The sequence below is a fragment of the Emticicia sp. BO119 genome (assembly GCF_013912375.1).
In the GTDB taxonomy this organism is placed as follows: Bacteria; Bacteroidota; Bacteroidia; order Cytophagales; family Spirosomataceae; genus Emticicia.
Genome location: NZ_JACETV010000010.1, coordinates 169,297 through 187,924 on the forward strand (window position 1 = coordinate 169,297; position 18,628 = coordinate 187,924).

Sequence of the window (18,628 nt, forward strand, 5' to 3'; positions counted from 1 at the left end):
CTTTCTCTATTTTTAACCCCAAATATAGGACATACCAACAAAACTACTAATAAAAAATGGCAAGATTACGATTTAAGGCGGTTGATGAAGCGCAACGCCGTCAAACTATCAAAGTAGACATACCTGCTGGTAAGGTAACAGAATATTATGGTGCCAACATTTTTAACGATGATGTAATGCGTGCCATGCTTTCGCCTGAGGCTTATACTAAGGTAACAACAGCTATTAAGAGTGGCGAAAAAATAGATCGTGAGATTGCAGATGAGGTTGCTTCTGCTATGAAATCCTGGGCTGTCTCAAAAGGTGCAACTCACTATACCCATTGGTTTCAACCATTAACAGGGGGGTCGGCAGAAAAACACGATGCTTTTTTTGATATTAATATCGACGGAAAAGCTTTAGAGAAGTTTAAGGGAAGTTCATTAGTACAGCAGGAACCCGATGCCTCATCTTTCCCGAGTGGCGGTATAAGGGCGACATTTGAAGCAAGAGGATATACAGCCTGGGACCCTACATCACCTGCATTTATTATCTACAATGAGGCTGGTACAGGTACACTTTGTGTTCCGTCAATCTTTGTTTCATATACAGGAGAACTATTAGATTCTAAGTCTCCATTGCTTAAATCCTTACACGCTTTAGATAAAGCTGCTACTGATGTGGCCACCATTTTCGACCGTCATGTTGAAAAAGTTTCGGCAACTTTGGGTGCAGAGCAAGAATATTTCCTTGTCGATAAAGCACTATTTAATGCTCGTCCAGATTTAATGATGTCGGGCCGTACTGTTTTCGGACACGCACCGGCTAAAGGGCAGCAATTGGAAGATCATTACTTTGGAAGTATAGCACCGCGTGTAAATGCTTTTATGGTTGATTTTGAATTTGAATGTTTAAAACTTGGAATTCCGGTAAGAACCCGACATAATGAAGTTGCCCCTGCTCAATTTGAGGCTGCTCCAACTTTTGAAGAAGTAAACCTTGCCTGTGATCATAATATCCTTCTAATGGATGTGATGCGTAAAGTATCTAAAAAGCACAATTTTGAGGTTCTTTTTCATGAAAAACCATTTGCAGGAATAAATGGTAGTGGTAAGCACAATAACTGGTCATTAGGAACTGATACTGGTGTAAACCTTTTAGGTCCAAGTACTAAACCTAAAGAAAGCTTACGTTTTGTAACCTTTCTGGTTAATGTTATTAAAGCTGTACACGATAACGCTGACTTACTAAGGGCAAGTATTGCTACCGCCGGAAATGAACATAGGTTAGGTGCCAATGAAGCACCACCTGCTATTGTTTCTATCTTCCTGGGATCTCAAATGATTAAGGTTCTGGAAGACATTGAGAACAAGGAAATAGTTTCGATTGAAAAAGGAGAAAACGCCTATATTAAATTAGGGCTGAACAGGATTCCATCAATTCTATTAGATAATACTGATAGAAATCGGACATCTCCATTTGCCTTTACCGGGAATAAGTTTGAATACAGAGCTGTGGGTAGTTCGGCTAACTCAGCGCAGCCAATGATGGTTCTTAATACTATAGTTGCCAATCAACTGATAAAATTCAGAGAGGCTTATGATGCTGAAATGACAGATCATGAAGGAAAAAAAGAAGAGGTGATTGTGAAAATTCTGAAAACCTATATTAAAGATTCAAAAAAAATATTGTTTGAAGGAAATGGGTACTCTGAAGAATGGAAAGCTGAAGCGGTGAAAAGAGGCTTATCTAATGTAGCCAGTACCCCAGAAGCACTAAAGGCCTATTTAAGACCTGAATTTATAGAGATTTTTGAAAAATTAGGTGTATTGACCGAGAGAGAAATTCATGCACGTTATGAAATAGAGTTAGAAAATTATATTAAAAAAATTCAGATTGAGTCTCGTTTAATAGGCGATTTAGCCATGAATCATGTGGTTTCTACTGCTATTAATTACCAAGCTAAACTGGTACAGACAGCCAAATCCTTAAAAGATATGGAGCTGCATCGCGAAGCAGAACCGGTTGTTAATATCATTAAAGAAATATCGGCACGGGTTTCTGAAATTTCAAAGAAAGTTGAGGAAATGACAGAAGCACGTAAAAATGCAAATGCAGTGGAAGATTTAGAATCACGTGCAAAATTGTACGGTAATGATATCAAGAATTTCTTTGATGAAATCAGATACCCAGTTGACAAACTGGAACTATTGATTGATGATGAAGACTGGCCACTTGTTAAATATAGAGAATTGTTGTATATTCGTTAAATATTTTGTCAGTCATATTGAATGAATACAAAAACAATCTGCATACAAGTAAAAAGGTTTGTCCGGTTTGCAATAATTGGACAAACTTTTTTTATTTCTGGGATATTAATTTCTATTTTCTCATTTTCAGCCTATTCTCAGGCAGTAATTTATGATGAATTCCCGATTACGGCCCAAATTTACCAGCGTGATGACCTGAATAGAGGAACAGTGACTATTAAAGGAAGACTGTACACGGAAGGATTTACGGATGTAGCTGTCATAGCCAAAAAGGATAAAAAAGACATTTATTATAAAAAACAAAAACTCATATTTCAACCGGGTGACTTACTGAATGCTCCTTTCCTGTTTCAGCCATTAATTACCTCTGGTTTAGTTGAATATGAATTTTATTTTTACGCTTTTAAAGGACCTGATTCTGTACTGGTAAGGGAGGCTACCCAGGTGCTATGCGGAGATAACATTATTATTTATGGACAGTCAAATGCAGAGGCAAATGACGGGAATGAACTGCTTAAATTTAAAGATGAATTTAAGTATGGACGTACTACTTTTGCAAATTTTCAGACCAATGACTATTCGTGGTTTCCGACAATGAAATGGAATTACTATATGTCGGGTTTGATTGGCCTGGAAATTCAGAAACAATTGATTGAAAAATATAAAGTACCGATTGGAGTTATTAATGGAGCTGTAGGGAACAAAAGCATTGATGAATTGATGATACGTAATGAAAAAAATCATGAGGATATCCAATACTATTACGGTCAGATGCTTAAAAAAGCTAATAAAGTTGGTTTAAGTAAGACTGCAAAGATTTTTATTTGGCGACAGGGAGAAAGCGAAGCCTTTGAAGCAAACCGTGCTGAGGTTTACCCAGGTAAATTTGCACAATTACGAAAACAAATTCTTGAGGACTATCCTGGAGTTAAGAAAATCTATGTGTTTCAGAATAATATTTACTGGACTGATAATAATAAAGCAGGAGATTTAAGAGATTTCCAAAGAAAAGTTAATCAGATATATCCAGACTGTGAAGGATTATCTACCATAGGAACACCGGGCTTTGATGGATTGCATTATACTTTTGAAGGGTACCAACAGAATGGACAGGAGTTGTCAAGGCTAATTGCCAAAGATTTTATGAATAGTACAGACACATCAGAAGTGCATACTCCTAATATAAAAAAAGCTTATTTCTCAGAGAACAGAGATTCATTGACTTTAGAATTTGATAAAAACCAGAAAATGCAATATCCAAATTATAGTGTTACCAAAAATGGTGGGGGAGTAGCATTTTTTAAAGACTATGTTTATCTTGATGGAGAAGGAGGTAAGGTTGTTGGTGGTTCGGCAACAGGCAATAAAATAAAATTAAAATTGTCAGAGCCAAGTAATGCAAGACAAGTAACCTATTGCCCCGATAATTTTACGCTTAATTCAGAGTCTTTGATGGGAATACCTTACCTTAAAAATTCCCGAGGATTGAGAGCCTTTACATTTAAGAATTTCCCGATAAGTTTGCATGTTAATACACCTAAACCTGTTTTAGATGTCAGTTTGAATTCTGGGCCGCATAATGGCTTTTCCTTATTCTGGAGTGGGCAAAATAACCTTGTTTACTCAGTTGAAAAGTCTGTCGGATCTCCTAATAACTTTGTAAAAATCGCAACAATACTCTTGTCTCAAACTTCAGGAAGTTATTTAGACCTGAAAGTAAAAAAAGGGGTAGCGTATTATTACCGAGTTAGCATAGATGATGAAGTTTTTAGTAATAATGTGATGGCCACCTTACCTCTCAACCCTATTGGCTTTACTGAGACTGAAAATGACGTATTGATATTTCCGAACCCTGCTTCTAAAGGGTCTGATATAAATATTAATATTCGCGCCTCTGTTTCAGAGTTGAGATTGTCAAACAATCAAGGGAGCACTATCCTGAAAATCCCTGTAATTGGTAGAAGTGTGGTATTTCCAACATCAAAACTTAACCCTGGTATTTATTTGATAGAGGGAATAACAACTGATAATCAGAAAATTACTAAAAAGCTTATTATTGATTAATCTGTGTTTTAATTTTTTTACCGATGTTTTTAAAGTTTTTCAAAAAGATACTTATTTTTCTGTCACCAGTACTATTGTTGGGTATTGGCTATTTTATTTTTGATCCATTCCAAATTTTACATGCATACGAATCATATCCTGATAATTATGCAAAAAGCCTGAACAGGGATCGCATTAGCACCCAGGTTTTTCTGAACAATAATACTAAATATAATTATAGGTCTTTTATCTTTGGCAGTTCTCGCTCAAGCGTTTTTTACACGAATGATTGGGGAAAGCATATTAATGATAAAACTCCGTATCATTTTGATGCTTCTTGTGAAACAGTATATGGTATTGCAACAAAATTAGAGTTTATTGAGAAGCAAGGTAATAAAATAGACAATGCTTTATTAGTTTGGGACAGAAGTATTTTTGAATATGAACAAGATACTTCAGGTTGTGTATTTATACAAGATTATCGTGTTAGTAATTTACCTTGGTTAAAATACCATACAATTTTCCTGAATTCTTATTTCTCGCAAGGTTTTTTCGCAGCTTTTTACGATTACATGATTTTTAAGAGTTTCCGTAATTATATGAAGACATTTCTTGAGTTCAGGAAAATTAATTATACACCTGTAGTAAATGATTTTATTTTTACGAGCTATATAAATGAAATTAAAAGCGATTCAGTCAGATATTATAACCAACCTAATTTCTTTTACACCAGAAGTGCAGAACGACAAATTGTTGCCAAAGTTATTAAGCCTTATCAGAACCAATACTTGAAAAGAATAAAAGAGGTACTTGAAAGAAATCATACAAATTTTAAAATTGTTTTAGGCCCAACCTATGACCAGAAATATTTTAATGATGACGATTTGAAAACTTTGAAAGGTTTCTTTGGTGAAGAGCATATTTATGATTTCTCAGGCCAGAATGAATATACCAACGATAAGACAAATTATTATGAAATTTACCATTATAAACCAAATGTTGCCAGGGATATTATGAAGAAAATCTATCAATAGTTATAATGATATTTCTGCCGAAAATTTAACTCCAAATTTTTTAATATCCGGTTTATCTAAATAAGTCAAGCGATGCATGGCTTCTATCCTCAAAAATTTAAGAATATTACTTACACCGTAGCCTAATTCAATATAAGGGGTTTTATCAAGACTTGAAAAGTTTCTGAAATTTGTTTCTGATCTCTGAGGGGTCATGTCATAATTTTTGTCAGTTAAAGTTCCCCATAAGAACTTGCCTGTTGTAAATGTACGCCATTTCCATTTTTTTACAAGTGGGAATCGGTTAAAAAGTAATCCCTCAAAATCATGCGTGTATCTAAGTGAAAAATAACGGTCACTTACGAATTCAAAGTTATTCATCAGGTTAAATGAATTCCCAACTATAAAAATAGTTTCATTACCTAAATGGCTTTTTAATAGTGGATAAGGAACCGTTCCTAAAATAGCGCCTGCTTCTGCCCTATAATAAGTCTTGCCAAAATAACCTAAATTCAATGTATGACTATACTTAGCGGAGATATTATGGTAGGTAAAATCACTATTTAATAGATTTTTAGCCCCTAAAACGTATTTAACGGTAATAGTCGGAGATTTTACCGTACCAAAGCTTAAACGTTCATTATCATTAATAACTGCCAGTTCATCTCTTGCAAAAGTAACTTCAGACAAAAATTCTGATGTATTGAATCTGGTAGTCATTGGGGAGTCATTGCCTAATTCAGGCCGAATTCTATATTCGAATGGATATAGAGGGTCAAAACTTCTGGTTCTAAAACCGAAAGAAGTAAAAATTCCTTTGGAAACTTCACGCTGAAATTGAATTTTATTCTCATTCTCATAAAAGGGGCGCATCAAGGTAAAGAAACGCATATATGCCGAGTAAACAGCTCCTAACCCTAAATCCTCCTTTCGTAGGCCTACTTGTTCAATATCTCTTGAAAACTTTAGATTTAAGGTAGTCCAGGGCTTTCTTGAGAAAATCTTCGTAATTTCACCCCCCATTTTCCAGGCTTCATCTTTTGTCCCATAGGCCAGATACCCCTCTAAAACCCATTTTCTGCTGAATTCATAATTAGTTCTTAATCCTAACCTTAGTCTTAGACCCTCAATATTATTATAGGCTCCTGAATATACTAATGGCCCTAACTCTATACCAGTAAACAAACGCGTATAACCACTTGACAATATTTTAGCAATTTCAGTATAGGTTTTAATAGCCGGAATAGTCTTGATTGTATCAATCATGCTATAAGCTAATTGCTCTTTATCTGTAAAAGGTTCAGGTCTGACAGATTGCCAGTATTTCTTATTAGTCTCTCTATAATCAGGTAAAATTTCAATACCTCTATCATAGAATCTCACGTCTTTGGGCTTGTTTACAATTATATCTTCATTATAATTGGTGAACTTCAATAGCATACCGGCAGATCCCTTTGTAATTTCTGAAACATCTACTACAATACGGTTCTTTACAGGCATCCATATACTATCAACAGGTTCTAATTCTTGTTGAATCTTGATGCGTTCAACAAAGTTCAGGTTTGCATCTTTTGTAATAGTGGCGTCTATTTGTGCAATCGCCCATGAACCCTTATTAATCCATATAGTTCCTGCAAACGCTAAGTCCTGCTTTCGCTTGGGTGTAAACTCAATTCGATAGCAGAAGTCTTCTCCGATATAGCTACTGTCTGCTAAATAATAATCATAAATCAGCCGCCAGTCATCAGCAATTGGTGAAGCGAAATTCTTGTTCAGAACATCTACCTGATTCACGTAGAAATTATATTGCTGAAAAGTAGAACCAATTAATTGTGCTGTGAGGCTTCCGTCAGTAACACCAATCCCTTTAATATTTGTTTTTTCAATGATTTCTTTGGATAAACGGGGGTCATTTCTGAAATAATAATGAGAAATAGATTCTGATATAAAAGTGGGTACTAAAACATTTCCTTCATCATCAGTTAACGTACCCATATCTTCTAAGGCTTTATTGACTTTTTCTGCAATTTTTCGTTTTCTTAGTTTTTCACTGATGTTATTGATGTCAACCTCAATTTTATTATAACTTATATAATCAAAACCACTGATTTTCTTATAATTATTTTCCGATTTTGCCGATACTGCTTTTCTGATGATGCCCCAGGCAGGATTTTCTCCCGCATGCACAGTTATTTCATGTAACATAATATCGGCAGGTCTTAGTTGAATATTAAGAGTTTGAGAAAGGGAGTCTCGTCTAATAAAAACTGTCTTTGGAGTATAACCCATACAGCTTATAAAAAGAGAGTCAGAAATAAGACCTGGTAGTTGAAAAACAAAATTGCCTTCGAAGTCGGTGTTTTTTCCTATTGTTGAGTTTTTAATACTGACAGAGGCAAAAGGAATAGGATCGTGTGTAACAAAATCAGTGACTTTTCCTTTTATTGTATAAGTATTTTGTGCGGAAACTAAAGTTGAGGATAAATATATAATTAAAAAATATAGTTGCTTCATTTCACAATTTTTCAATACTCTAATCTAAATGATAAAACGAGTATCCCCAACGATTGGTTGCTTCATTTTATGAAATACGCATTAATATGATAGATATTGTTTGAAAAATACAAAAAAGTCTCCGTATCGATATAAGGAACTAAGTAAAATGATTAATAGAAATTTGTAAATGATTGATCTGATTTGAATAAAAATTTCTACTTGTGATATTCATTGATAAAATCTCCCTTAGGCATAAATTCCAAATCTTCAACCGACTGATTAAAATAATAAACCCAAGCTTCATACTCTTGCCCATCACTTTTAAGAATTACTGTCGCCTTCTTTCTGACATATTCAGAATGCGCCGGATCCATAGGGTTATATTCTTCATATTTATCTAATAGAGAGAACAATTTGTCTGGCTCTTTTAATCGGTATAATTCGCCCTTAACAAAATACTTTTCTCCACTTTGGCAAGGTATTATTCCGGGATAATAATCTACCATGTACATTTTCCCTTCCATAATAGCCTTACCCATTGGTTCTGCAAACCTGTTTACCCAATCGTGCGATTCAATATTACCGTACTCACTTAAAAGAGTACCGTAAACAAATAAATATTCGTTTTCAGTCATTTCTTTGATTTAACTTGATGCCTTTCTAATATTTCCATAGAAAAGCGTTTTTAATAATAAACAGGATTTATTATCTCCTAATTCAGCAGCTATTTTAAAACTTTTTTCCGCACTTTCAAAATCAGCTTTTCTAAATTCTAATTCTCCAATTAAACGTATTACCGTTGCATTTTTATCTAAATACATTCTTGAAGAACGCTTAAGTTCGAAAAGTGATAGGGTATATTCCTCTAACTGATAATAGCACATACCTTTCCAATAAAAAGTCTCGGCTAAGGCGTTATCTAATCGTATTGATTTTTCAAAATCAGCTAATGCAGCATCCCAATTTTCAAAATAATAATGGCATTTACCTCTATATAAATAAGCAGTTGAAGACTTAGGAAATTCATGTACTTCTCCATCGAAGTATCGGAAAGCAGTAACATAATCAGCTGATTTAAATGCTTCTATTCCCTCTTTAAAAATAATTTCATCATATTCCTGAGGAGAAATGTCATTTCCCAATCTGATTCTCAGAAATATATAAATCAAAAATGGTATGCCTATCAGCAATGCCTCCATGATTTTATTATTTATTAAGTTCTCCTTGAATTTTCTTTGGTAAATTATTTACTACAATATCATAAGACTCATTTATCCATTCCTTTATTAAATGGTCTTTTACCGAACCATCAATTAAGATAGTACTCCAGTGTCGCTTATTCATGTGATATGCACCTGTGACACAACTATATTCGGCTCTTAATTCTTCATTCTTTTCCGGCGTATTTTTCAAACTTATTTTAAATTGTTCTGAATTAAGACCTGTCAGCGCAAACATTTTTCCCATTACTTTATAGACCAAAGTATCAGGTCCAAAAGGTAATTCTTCTGTAACACCATTTTTTATTAAACAAAAATCTCTGAACGATTCTATATTCATAAACTTATCTGGTTGCGCATCGGGTTACCATCACAATTATACAAGTCAAAAACATGATTATCGAAATCTTATTAATTCCATGCATCATTTTTAAATTGAAACTATGAGGATATTTGCCTTCGGTATCTTTACGAAATACTCTTATAAAATACGCAAATACTGGTCCAACAGAAAGAAAGTGCTTTAATTTTTGGAACATCTTTTTATTTTTATTAGGCGTTAATGAGATCATACTCTACTATTTCAGGCTCTGACCATCTGCCATCTTCTTTAATTAATTCTATCAACTCATTGACTGCATTATCAGCATGAACAGACTTCTTTACTACATTCTGCCCTCTATATAACGCAATTTTATCCTTACCAATACCTACATAACCATAATCCGCATCAGCCATTTCACCTGGTCCATTTACAATACAGCCCATAATACCGATTTTAACACCTTTCAGGTGATCTGTATATTTGCGTATCATGGCGGTTGTTTCCTGTAGGTCAAAAAGAGTTCTTCCGCAAGAAGGGCAACTGATATATTCAGTTTTACTCATTCTGGTTCGTGCTGCCTGTAAAATTCCAAAAGAAGTACTGTTGGCAATAGATAAATTATCAAAAGATATTAAAATTCCATCTCCAAAACCATCTACCAATAATCCACCGCAATCGGTTGCTGCATATAATTGACCTTTAACTTCTGATATATTTCTATAATCTCTTTTTAAAACTACTGGATTTTTAATTTCTGAATCAATCAAATTAAAATACAGTTTTCTTAATTCGGGCATTGCCGCTTCATTATCTGTCTCCACAATTAGTACAACATTCGTATATCGTTTAAGAGTTTCAATAAAGTCAGGACCTAAATTATTAATTTTGATTTTTACAAAATTGATAGATTTGTGAAGTGAATTCCGTAGACTTCCTTCAACAAAAGTTTCAGCACTATATAAAGGAATTTTATTGACTTTATCTTCTTGGATTTCCCAAATCTCAGCATCTAAAATTTCTTTCAGACCATTAGGCAACATAAATGGAATAGGCATTTTGCCGCTATAAATATAATCAGCACCAATATCATTCATGCGCCATTTATCGGGTAAGGGTAGATAAAAATGGCCTATTGGTTTTAAATCTTCGTGTTTTTCGACGGAAATGTCCGAGAAATCTGCAATTACTCTTGGTACATTCAATGCTCCGAAATTTTCAACCTCAAATGTATCTCTACGATGATACTGATAAGGATTGATAGGGATATTCGAAATTGGAGGAATAAAAGTTGTTTTTGTGTCTCGGTTAGTGTATCGGTCTACCAATGATTTAGCAACAGGTGCTTCAAATTCAGGGTCTTCTGTTAAACTTACCCGAACAGTATCACCCAGACCATCCTCTAAAAGCGTGCCTATACCCATAGATGATTTTATTCTACCATCTTCACCTTCACCGGCTTCTGTGACTCCCAAATGCAATGGATATGGTTTTAATTGCTCTGCTTCAAGTCTTTGGACTAATAAGCGGTAGGCCTGAACCATTACCTGTGGATTTGAAGATTTCATTGAAATGACAATATTGAAATAATTCTCATCTTCACAAATCCTAAGAAATTCTAATGCTGATTCAACCATTCCCAAAGGAGTATCTCCGTATCTGCTTAGAATTCTGTCAGAAAGAGAACCATGGTTTGTTCCGATTCGCATAGCCGTACCATATTCTTTACATATTTTTATTAGTGGTAAAAATCTGTTTCTGATTCTTTCTAATTCGGCTTTATAGTTTTCTTCTGAATAATCAATGATCTCAAATCGTTTTTTATCGGCATAATTGCCCGGATTAATTCGTACCTTTTCAACTATTCTGGCTGCTAACTCTGCGGCATTTGGCGTAAAGTGTATATCTGCAACTAACGGAGTATTATAACCTCTGTAACGAAGTTCTTTCCTGATATTTTCCAGATTTTGTGCTTCTTTTACACTGGGGGCTGTGATTCTGATTATTTCACAACCACTTTCAATCATCCGGATAGTTTGTTCAACCGAACCAGCAGTATCCATAGTATCGATAGTGGTCATAGATTGAACCCTGATCGGATAATCTGAACCAATCCAAACCTCCCCAACCTGCACCTGATTCGTTTTTCTTCGAGAGTATTCTGTTAAAGAATCACAGTATTTTTTTTCAGACTCTGACATTCAATTTTATTGTTTATTTCACGCAAATCTAAACATGAATATAACGTCTTTTATGAAAAAATGGTTGAAAAATTTAATATAAATTCAATAAATGGTTTTATGGTTATTGGAAAATACAAAGTAAGTCTTTCAATTGTGATATTATTATGGGAAATGTCAATTTTCCATGAAAATTAATTGTGAAGTAGTGGCAGGATAAAAAAATGCAAGAATATTGATAATTTTGTAAAAAAATAGTAGAATGGTTACAGATGAAGTAAAATTGCCCGTAATGGAATCTTTTTATACGCTTCAAGGAGAAGGCTTCCATGCAGGCAAGGCGGCATATTTTATACGTTTAGGTGGCTGCGATGTTGGTTGTGTTTGGTGTGACGTAAAAGAGTCATGGGATGCATCGTTACATACGGAATTTTCAATAGAAGAAATTGTTCATCAAGCTAATAAATATGCTGGTAGGATGGCAGTTATTACAGGTGGAGAGCCTTTAATGTATAATTTAAATGCGTTAACATTGGCTTTAAAACAAGCCGGATTTCAAACAAATATCGAAACATCAGGTGTCTATGCCATGTCTGGTGTGTGGGATTGGGTTTGTTTTTCACCTAAGAAATTTAAAGTACCTCACAAAAGTATTTACTCGATAGCAAACGAATTAAAAGTAATTGTATATAATAAATCTGACTTTGCTTTCGCTGAAAAGTATGCAAATGTTGTGAGAGAAGACTGCATTTTGCTTCTTCAGCCTGAATGGAGCAAGCAAAGCCAGATGTTGCCCGTGATAATTGACTATGTTAAAGAAAATCCAAAATGGAGAGTAAGTTTGCAAACTCATAAGTTTATGGATATTCCTTAGATAGGTAATCCTGTAAATTATCTCTTGCCAAAAAAAGTAATCGATGCTTTAGCGATGGCATTTGCATTAAGGTTAAAGCCAATAACTGCGGGCATTGTGCTTTTATCCAGATCTAATTTTGTTTTAAGTGCAAACACCGTAATCAGATATTGATGAAGCTCACCAGGTGGCGGACATGGGCCACCATATCCAAAAGTTCCATAATCATTAATACTTTGAGTACATTCTACCGGGGCAATGGTTTTGGTAATGTCTCCTGCTTCTGGTTTTAGCTCGGTTACCTCTGCAGGAATATTAAAAATTAACCAGTGCCACCAGCCACTTCCTGTAGGGGCATCTTTATCATAAATTGTTACAGCAAAACTTTCTGTCTCCTCAGGAGCATCGGTCCATGAGAGATGAGGTGAGGTGTTTTGTCCTGTACAACCAAAACTGTTAAAAAATTCTTTAGCGGTTGCCTGACCTTTAAGATTGTTACTCTTTAATGTGAAATTCTTTATTTTAATTGTTTCTATGCTTTTTTCCATAGTTTAATGTGCGTTATTTTAAAATTCTAAAACTTTGCCATGAGTACTTCTAATGACAAAAGGCATTAAAACCGGTATTCTTTTCAAAAAATTAATTGCGAATTCTGAAGTTTTTTCTTTACCGAATAACCTTTGCAACTGCCTTCCTCGCCAAAGTTGATTCTTGAAATTAGTATTCCAGATTGTTATATATAACTTTTCTAATTCGGTTCTTGTTAGATTTCCAAGCAAAAAATCCTGTATCAGTTGTGCGGCAAAAAAGCCTGATCTAATAGCAATAGACATTCCATTGCCTGCAAGTGGAGTAATCAATCCGGCTGAATCACCAACCATAATGACATTTTCATGAACCTGGCTTTTTGAAACAAATACCACTTCATTAATTACTTCCGGTTTTGTAAAAAGAAAATCAGCCTTTATGAAGATTTCTTTCAGAAAAGGATTTTTGTAGAGCACTTCCTCCTCCATTTGTTTGATATTACTTTTATTTTTCAGATTAGCAGTGGCGGTCAGATAACAAAGACAATACTTGTTATTTTCAATGGCAGAAATTCCACAATATCCACCTTCAAAATTGTGTAAGGAGATTAAATCTTTAGGATAATCAATAGATATATGGTATTTGACTCCTAAATAGCTGGTTTGTTGTTTTGGTATGGGCCTTTTGATGATTTTATCTACTTTAGCTCGCTTTCCATACGAGCCAATAAGTATTTTTGCATGAAAAGTTTTATTCGTATTAGTATCAACAAAAAATGCTTCATTGATGCGCTGGGTGTCTTCAACACTGGCATTGAGCTCAAAGCTCACGCCAAGGCCTAAGGCAATTTTGTAGAGTTCAAAATCCAGCGTAAAACGGCTGATGCCAAAGCCACCCATTTCTAATGGAGAATGCAAGCTTTTGCCCGTAATGGATGTCAGTTGAAACTTATCTATATTTGAAGCTCCCAATCTATTGAGGTCTAATCCTATATGTTCTACATAAGATCTGACTTCGTTAGAAATATATTCGCCGCATACTTTATGGAAAGGATAAGTATGCTTTTCTATTACTATTACAGAAAACCCTTTTCTGGCTAACTCAATAGCTACTGTTAAGCCGCCAAGTCCTCCTCCTATAATAATGGCATCATACATGGGAATCTAATTTAAAACTCACTTTTTGTAGTGCAAATTTAATGAATTTTTACCGACAATTTTCCCTACTTCCATACCTTGATCAATTCCATCCCTGAAATGAATTCCACCATAGACTCTTGAGATACTACACTCGTTTGCAGCAGCCCAGAATGAATCAAATTTTTTTGGAGGCCCTACAAAATACTTTGAGTAATCTATATAACTTAACGTATCACCCATTTTTTCTGTAAGAATTGTTGCCATTGCTGCAGATTGCGCTGAGTGACCAGAGGGAAATTCCGGGAATGGGGGTGTCAACAAAGCTGCTTCCCATTTACTGTCAATATATCTCTTAATGTATGCGATCGGGCGGATAAAGTTTTGCTCATATTTTATCCGCCAGGTGGCTATAAATGTGTCATTCAATCCGATTGTAAGATTACTATATAATTCTGTGGCTTCGTCCAATCTTTTAGGATTTTGCTTAAGTACTTGTGTTAAAATCGAAACTGAGTGGCCAGGAGCCGAATATGTGAAGGAAGCGGCATCGTCCCAGAAATTGGCAATTTGTAGTTTTTCACTATTGGGTTTTACCTCTTTCGAAATGTTATACACTTCCATTGCCATTTTGTAGAATGGCGAGTTTGGATAAATAGAAAATTCTACTTTAGGTTTAATATCAATACCACCTTGATTTTCTTTGAGAAAAGCCCTGTTCTTTCCCCAGTTCGGGTGCAAGGGCCCTGTATTTTCTAAGTCTGCTACTCTGTTGATTTCAAAGCAGGATGTACAAACCGGTAATTTATAATTCATATCATAAGTACGTAAAAAAGTATTATGACCGCCATCAGTCATGGAATACCCATATATCCAGTCTGCAATTTTTTCTCCATACTTTCTTGATTTCTCAACTACTTCTTTTGTAAGTTTCTTTGCAAAGTAAATATTTATAGAATCATTGAGTGCATAAACTTTTTCCATCCAAATAAATGGTGATGAAATAAAAAGTTTATCAACCATTGCAAATAATGCGCTTGAAACAGCTACAGAGGCATTGAAATCAGTAATATCAGCGAAAAGACTATCTGGTTTTTTCAAATCTTGTAATTGACCTGCCAAAGATAAGTTATCAGGATACGCAGGAAGCATCGCCTCATAAGCAGCTAAATTTATATAGGCCATATTTCGTGCCGAAACATTTGGGCTATATCCTTGCGTTTGTTCAATTAAATCAAAAATCAGCTCGTGCCACCTCACCACCAAATCAGATGAGTCATAATTGTATTTTCTTTCAGGCTCAATTTTAATAAATGTAGGATTACCTATTTGCTGTGTGGTTTCATTATTTACCTCCTCAATTACAGTATCTTCTTGTGAATTTACAGATGGTTGAGTTACCTTTGCAGAAGATTTTGTTGTAGTTATTTTTTTGGGAGTAGTAGTAGGTTTACTTTTGGGTACTGCTTTAACCGGAGTCTTTTGCTGAGCAAATACTCCAAATCCACAATAAAGAAAAATTACTATACAGCATAAAAAAGATTTCTTCATAGTTGAGAGATTAATTTAATAAAAAGTCGAATATTTGAGCCGGGGTTCTATCCCAAACAAAAATCAGATTTAGAAAAGGATTTTGCAACATTTATATTGATAAATTACACAATGCCCGACAAAAAACTATTTCTTCTTGATGCCATGGCGCTTATTTACAGAGCGCATTTTGCATTCCTCAAAGCTCCTCGGATCACCTCAAAAGGGTTAAATACAAGTTGTGTTTTCGGATTTGCCAACGCTTTATTAGAGGTGATTCAAAAAGAAAAACCGACCCATTTAGGCGTGGCATTTGACCTCCCTGGAGGTACTTTCAGGAATAATATGTTCCCTGAATATAAAGCCAATCGTCAGGAACAACCCGAAGATATTACAATTGCGATCCCTTATGTAAAAAAATTGGTTGAAGCAATGGATATTCCATGTCTAAGTCTGCAAGGTTATGAAGCGGACGATGTTATTGGAACATTGGCAAAAAAAGCGGCTCTTGAAGGATTTGAGGTTTATATGATGACACCTGATAAAGATTACGGGCAATTGGTGGAGGAACATATTTATTTATATAAGCCTGCCATTGGTGGCAAAGATGTTGAAGTAATGGGTATAAATGAAGTTTGTAGCAGATGGGGGATTAAAAGAGTAGATCAAGTGGTTGATATTCTGGGTTTAATGGGTGATGCTGTAGATAATATTCCTGGAATACAAGGAGTAGGAGAGAAAACAGCAGCTAAATTGATTGCAGAATATGATACAGTTGAAAACCTATTAGCGAATAGTGAAAAACTAACAGGCAAATTAGGGGACTCAGTGAGGAATAATAAAGAAATTGCCTTGTTGTCAAAAGAGTTGGCAAAAATAGAATTGAATGTGCCGATAGATTTTGATGGAGACAAATTAAAAATAATGCCTCCTCATGTAGATATATTATCATCGTTATTAGATGAACTGGAGTTCAGAACATTAAGAAAAAGACTGCTTCCTGATGAAACACCTACTACGATACAACCAACATCCGTAATCAAATCAGTAACGGCAGGAGAGAAAAAATCAGCGATTGGTGCAAAATCGGGGCAGCAAATCTCTATGTTTGAAGCTGATACTTCGACCAATATAGTCTTTACTGATAATTCAGAAGATGATGTTTTGAGTGGTTATAATTCTACTTCTAAAGATACAATTGATACAGTCGTTCATGAATATCATCTGATAGATACGCCAGAATTAAGAAAGAGTCTGATCTACTATTTATCTCAACAAGATGAATTCTGCTTTGATACTGAAACCACTTCAGTCGATGCAGTAGATGCCGAAATTGTGGGTATGTCATTCGCTTATCGAAAAGGTGAAGCTTATTATATACCTTTCCCGGAAAATCAACAAGAGGCGTATCAGATTGTACAGGAGTTTAAAGAGGTTTTTGAAAATGAAGAAATTACAAAAATTGGCCAGAACATTAAATATGACCTGATGATTCTTCAAAACTATAATGTTGATGTCAAAGGTAAAATGTATGATACTATGCTGGCGCACTATATTATTGAGCCAGAGCAAAGACATGGTATGGATTACATGGCAAACGTCTATCTGAATTATGATCCGGTTTCTATTGAAACTCTGATAGGTAAAAAAGGTAAAAGTCAACTTACCATGCGTGAAGCCGATTTGGAGAAAGTAAAGGAATATGCTGCAGAAGATGCTGATATTACTTTACAATTAAAGAATGTGCTTCAACCGAGATTGAGTACCAGTGTTCAACAAGAAAAATTATTGGCCGATGTCGAAATGCCATTAGTATGTGTTCTTGCTGATATGGAAATGTCCGGGGTGCGTGTCAGTGTTGATACTCTTCATGAGATGTCAAAAGTACTGGATACGGATATTCAGGAAATACAACGAAGTATTTACAGTCTGGCAGGTGGAGAATTTAATGTTTCTTCTCCTAAACAATTAGGCGAAATTCTTTTTGAAAGGCTGCGTCTGGATAAAAATGCAAAAAAAACCAAGACCGGGCAATATGCCACCGGAGAAGATGTTTTATCAAAATTGGAGAGTGAACACGAAATAGTAAGAAAAATTTTAGATTTCAGGGAGTTAATAAAACTTAAAAGTACATATGTAGATGCCTTACCTGCCTTGATTTCAAAAAAGACAGGTAGAATACATACTTCGTATAATCAAGCGGTTGCAGCTACCGGTCGCTTAAGCTCCACAAACCCAAACTTGCAAAATATTCCGATTCGTACGGTTCGAGGTCGAGAAATCCGTAAGGCATTTATTCCTCGTGACGAGAATTTTGCGATACTTTCAGCTGACTATTCTCAAATAGAATTGCGGATTATGGCAGCTTTTAGCGAAGATGATAGTATGCTTAATGCATTTAATAAAGGAATTGATATTCATGCAACCACTGCTTCAAAAGTATTTAAAGTATCTTTAGATCAGGTTACCTCTGATATGCGAAGAAAAGCAAAGATGGTTAACTTTGGTATTATTTATGGTATTTCTGCTTTTGGCCTGGCACAACGTCTAAGCATTCCGCGAGGGGAGGCAAAGGAAATCATTGATTCTTATTGGGCCGAATTTCCTAAAATCAAAATTTTTATGGATTCGGCAATCAACAAAGCCAGAGAAACCAAATATGTAGAGACTATCCTGGGCAGAAGAAGATACTTAAGAGATATAAATTCTCAAAATCTTGTGGATAGAGGTTTTGCAGAAAGAAATGCCATTAATGCCCCTATTCAAGGGTCTGCTGCAGATATGATAAAAGTGGCCATGATTAACATACACGACTTTTTGAAGAAAGAAAAATTGAAGTCGAAAATGATTTTGCAGGTACATGATGAATTGGTCTTTGATGCACACCAAAGCGAAATTGAATTCCTTAAGCAAAAGGTTGACGAACTAATGTGTACAGCAATACCGTTACCTGTTAAGATGGAAACAGGAATGGGAGTTGGTAAAAATTGGTTAGAAGCACATTAACTATTATGCTGCTGATTTAACCGTTTTTTCTATTACTTGTTGTCAAATAGAT

The 18,628-nt window shown here is 35.0% G+C and carries 14 protein-coding genes; 5 read left to right on the forward strand and 9 right to left on the reverse strand.

Translation table 11 applies throughout. From position 1 onward, the window contains the following. Positions 1-56 precede the first annotated feature (56 nt). The 3 genes from H1R81_RS24585 to H1R81_RS24595 are packed head-to-tail and all read left to right on the forward strand — an operon-like array spanning position 57 to position 5,326. A complete protein-coding gene (locus tag H1R81_RS24585; protein ID WP_181843406.1) occupies positions 57-2,249 on the forward strand; it encodes a glutamine synthetase III in 2,193 nt (730 codons plus the stop codon). 21 nt (positions 2,250-2,270) lie between these two features. Beyond that, the gene (locus tag H1R81_RS24590) at positions 2,271-4,313 is read left to right on the forward strand and encodes a sialate O-acetylesterase (protein ID WP_181843407.1); all 2,043 of its coding nucleotides are present in this window, start codon (positions 2,271-2,273) and stop codon (positions 4,311-4,313) included. A gap of 23 nt (positions 4,314-4,336) precedes the next feature. Beyond that, the gene (locus H1R81_RS24595; RefSeq protein WP_181843408.1) at positions 4,337-5,326 is read left to right on the forward strand and encodes a hypothetical protein; all 990 of its coding nucleotides are present in this window, start codon (positions 4,337-4,339) and stop codon (positions 5,324-5,326) included. Here H1R81_RS24595 and H1R81_RS24600 read toward each other — a convergent pair whose 3' ends face one another. From H1R81_RS24600 to ispG, 6 genes are all read right to left on the reverse strand, one after another. Next, positions 5,327-7,819 (reverse strand): DUF5686 and carboxypeptidase-like regulatory domain-containing protein, encoded by a 2,493-nt coding sequence (locus H1R81_RS24600; RefSeq protein ID WP_181843409.1) that lies wholly within the window; start codon positions 7,817-7,819, stop codon positions 5,327-5,329. Positions 7,820-8,016: 197 nt separating this feature from the next. Next, positions 8,017-8,436, reverse strand: a complete 420-nt coding sequence (locus tag H1R81_RS24605) for a gamma-glutamylcyclotransferase (RefSeq protein WP_181843410.1) — start codon at positions 8,434-8,436, stop codon at positions 8,017-8,019. A gap of 9 nt (positions 8,437-8,445) precedes the next feature. Further along, the gene (locus H1R81_RS24610; RefSeq protein WP_181843411.1) at positions 8,446-8,943 is read right to left on the reverse strand and encodes a M48 family metallopeptidase; all 498 of its coding nucleotides are present in this window, start codon (positions 8,941-8,943) and stop codon (positions 8,446-8,448) included. 64 nt (positions 8,944-9,007) lie between these two features. Continuing rightward, a complete protein-coding gene (locus H1R81_RS24615) occupies positions 9,008-9,361 on the reverse strand; it encodes an MmcQ/YjbR family DNA-binding protein (protein WP_181843412.1) in 354 nt (117 codons plus the stop codon). A 4-nt stretch (positions 9,362-9,365) separates the two neighbouring features. Then, positions 9,366-9,593 (reverse strand): DUF6728 family protein, encoded by a 228-nt coding sequence (locus H1R81_RS27530; RefSeq protein WP_310588112.1) that lies wholly within the window; start codon positions 9,591-9,593, stop codon positions 9,366-9,368. Continuing rightward, a complete protein-coding gene (ispG, locus tag H1R81_RS24620; RefSeq protein ID WP_181843413.1) occupies positions 9,574-11,544 on the reverse strand; it encodes a (E)-4-hydroxy-3-methylbut-2-enyl-diphosphate synthase in 1,971 nt (656 codons plus the stop codon). Before ispG ends, H1R81_RS27530 begins: the two co-directional genes overlap by 20 nt. A 241-nt stretch (positions 11,545-11,785) precedes the next feature. On the opposite strand from ispG, the gene H1R81_RS24625 reads away from it, so the two are divergent. Further along, positions 11,786-12,397, forward strand: coding sequence for a 7-carboxy-7-deazaguanine synthase QueE (locus H1R81_RS24625; protein ID WP_229251214.1), 612 nt, complete (start codon positions 11,786-11,788; stop codon positions 12,395-12,397). Between the two features lie 17 nt (positions 12,398-12,414). Here H1R81_RS24625 and H1R81_RS24630 read toward each other — a convergent pair whose 3' ends face one another. Genes H1R81_RS24630 through H1R81_RS24640 form a run of 3 tightly spaced genes read right to left on the reverse strand, consistent with a single transcriptional unit; the run spans position 12,415 to position 15,591 of the window. Next, positions 12,415-12,924, reverse strand: a complete 510-nt coding sequence (locus H1R81_RS24630) for a YbhB/YbcL family Raf kinase inhibitor-like protein (RefSeq protein WP_181843414.1) — start codon at positions 12,922-12,924, stop codon at positions 12,415-12,417. 18 nt (positions 12,925-12,942) lie between these two features. After that, positions 12,943-14,061 (reverse strand): NAD(P)/FAD-dependent oxidoreductase, encoded by a 1,119-nt coding sequence (locus H1R81_RS24635; protein ID WP_181843415.1) that lies wholly within the window; start codon positions 14,059-14,061, stop codon positions 12,943-12,945. An 18-nt stretch (positions 14,062-14,079) separates the two neighbouring features. Continuing rightward, a complete protein-coding gene (locus tag H1R81_RS24640) occupies positions 14,080-15,591 on the reverse strand; it encodes a vanadium-dependent haloperoxidase (protein ID WP_181843416.1) in 1,512 nt (503 codons plus the stop codon). 111 nt (positions 15,592-15,702) lie between these two features. Here H1R81_RS24640 and polA point away from each other — a divergent pair, with 111 nt between their 5' ends. Then, on the forward strand, positions 15,703-18,576 hold the full coding sequence (polA, locus tag H1R81_RS24645; RefSeq protein ID WP_181843417.1) for a DNA polymerase I: 2,874 nt from the start codon (positions 15,703-15,705) through the stop codon (positions 18,574-18,576). Positions 18,577-18,628 lie beyond the last annotated feature (52 nt).

Excerpts from the sequence above, each read along its gene's own strand:
- H1R81_RS24585 (WP_181843406.1), top strand. The coding sequence starts at position 57 with ATGGCAAGATTACGATTTAAGGCGGTTGATGAAGCGCAACGCCGTCAA.
- H1R81_RS24590 (WP_181843407.1), top strand. The coding sequence starts at position 2,271 with ATGAATACAAAAACAATCTGCATACAAGTAAAAAGGTTTGTCCGGTTT.
- H1R81_RS24595 (WP_181843408.1), top strand. The coding sequence starts at position 4,337 with ATGTTTTTAAAGTTTTTCAAAAAGATACTTATTTTTCTGTCACCAGTA.
- H1R81_RS24600 (WP_181843409.1), bottom strand. The coding sequence starts at position 7,819 with ATGAAGCAACTATATTTTTTAATTATATATTTATCCTCAACTTTAGTT.
- H1R81_RS24605 (WP_181843410.1), bottom strand. The coding sequence starts at position 8,436 with ATGACTGAAAACGAATATTTATTTGTTTACGGTACTCTTTTAAGTGAG.
- H1R81_RS24615 (WP_181843412.1), bottom strand. The coding sequence starts at position 9,361 with ATGAATATAGAATCGTTCAGAGATTTTTGTTTAATAAAAAATGGTGTT.
- H1R81_RS27530 (WP_310588112.1), bottom strand. The coding sequence starts at position 9,593 with ATGATCTCATTAACGCCTAATAAAAATAAAAAGATGTTCCAAAAATTA.
- ispG (WP_181843413.1), bottom strand. The coding sequence starts at position 11,544 with ATGTCAGAGTCTGAAAAAAAATACTGTGATTCTTTAACAGAATACTCT.
- H1R81_RS24625 (WP_229251214.1), top strand. The coding sequence starts at position 11,786 with ATGGTTACAGATGAAGTAAAATTGCCCGTAATGGAATCTTTTTATACG.
- H1R81_RS24630 (WP_181843414.1), bottom strand. The coding sequence starts at position 12,924 with ATGGAAAAAAGCATAGAAACAATTAAAATAAAGAATTTCACATTAAAG.
- H1R81_RS24635 (WP_181843415.1), bottom strand. The coding sequence starts at position 14,061 with ATGTATGATGCCATTATTATAGGAGGAGGACTTGGCGGCTTAACAGTA.
- H1R81_RS24640 (WP_181843416.1), bottom strand. The coding sequence starts at position 15,591 with ATGAAGAAATCTTTTTTATGCTGTATAGTAATTTTTCTTTATTGTGGA.
- polA (WP_181843417.1), top strand. The coding sequence starts at position 15,703 with ATGCCCGACAAAAAACTATTTCTTCTTGATGCCATGGCGCTTATTTAC.